Origin of the sequence: Deinococcus arcticus (assembly GCF_003028415.1) — a bacterium.
Classification (GTDB): domain Bacteria; phylum Deinococcota; class Deinococci; order Deinococcales; family Deinococcaceae; genus Deinococcus; species Deinococcus arcticus.
The window spans coordinates 1-990 of the sequence record NZ_PYSV01000054.1; the positions used below are offsets into that span (position 1 = coordinate 1).

The following is a 990-nucleotide window of genomic DNA, read 5'->3' on the forward strand; positions in this document are numbered from 1 at the left end:
TAGAGCATTTGTCATAATGAAGGTATGAAAGCGGTGGGCGGGCGAGGGTATGGGCTGGACTTGCGGGAACGCATCGTTCGTGCTGTGGCGTCCGGTGGAAGCGTTCACCTGGTCGCCCAGCAGTTCTCAGTGCATCCCACCACCGTGCAGCGCTATCTCCAGTTGAATCAACAGGGGCAATTGGGCCTGGTGCGAACGTCTCCAGGGCGGCCACGGCGCGTCACCAGCGCGCACGAAGCGCAACTGCTCCAGCAACTCGCTGATCATGCAGACGCGACGCTGACCGAGCATGCCCGCATGCTCGAGGCGGCCACGGGGCTGGCCGTGAGCTTCAAAACGGTGGATCGCGTCTTCGCACGGCACGGCATCACGCATAAAAAAAACAGTGGTCGCCAGCGAACGCCTTGAGGAACAGCGCACGCTGTTCCTCAATGATCTTGCGCCACATCTCCTGACGCCGGACTGCCTAGTCTTCCTGGACGAAAGTGGCTTTCATACGGCCATGACCCGGGGCTATGCTCGCGCGCCCAGTCATCAGCGCGCTGTCGGCGTTGTCCCTCGGAACCACGGCATCAATCACACGCTGATCTGCACGCTCACGCTGGCGGGGCCACAGGCCCCGCTGGTCTTGGATGGGGCAGTCAACGGCCTGAATTTCGAGTGGTACGTACGAGAGATGCTGTGCCCCATCCTGCGCCCGGGGCAAGTGATCGTGTTGGACAACCTCTCTTCACACCATCGAGCGTCCATTCGGACGCTCATCGAGGCCTGTGGCTGCACGTTGTTGTATTTGCCGCCATATAGCCCGGATTTCAATCCCATCGAACAGATGTTTTCCAAGGTCAAGGCCCTGGTCCGGCGCGGGGACTGCCGACAGGTGGACGAACTGCTTCAGGCGGTGTTTGCCGCACTGGATGCCGTCACACCGAGTGATATTCACGGCTGGTTCAAACATGTTCATCCATCAGTGTCTTTATGACAAATGCTCTA

General features: G+C 59.7%; 1 protein-coding gene. It reads left to right on the forward strand.

Going from position 1 to position 990, the window contains the following annotated elements:
• Nucleotides 1-24 precede the first annotated feature (24 nt).
• Nucleotides 25-979, forward strand: a protein-coding gene (locus tag C8263_RS18725) for an IS630 family transposase (RefSeq protein ID WP_107139617.1) whose coding sequence is annotated in 2 segments (ribosomal slippage) — nucleotides 25-375 and nucleotides 377-979 — 954 coding nt in all. Because the reading frame shifts where the segments join, the coding sequence is not laid out codon by codon here.
• The last annotated feature ends 11 nt before the right edge of the window (nucleotides 980-990 follow it).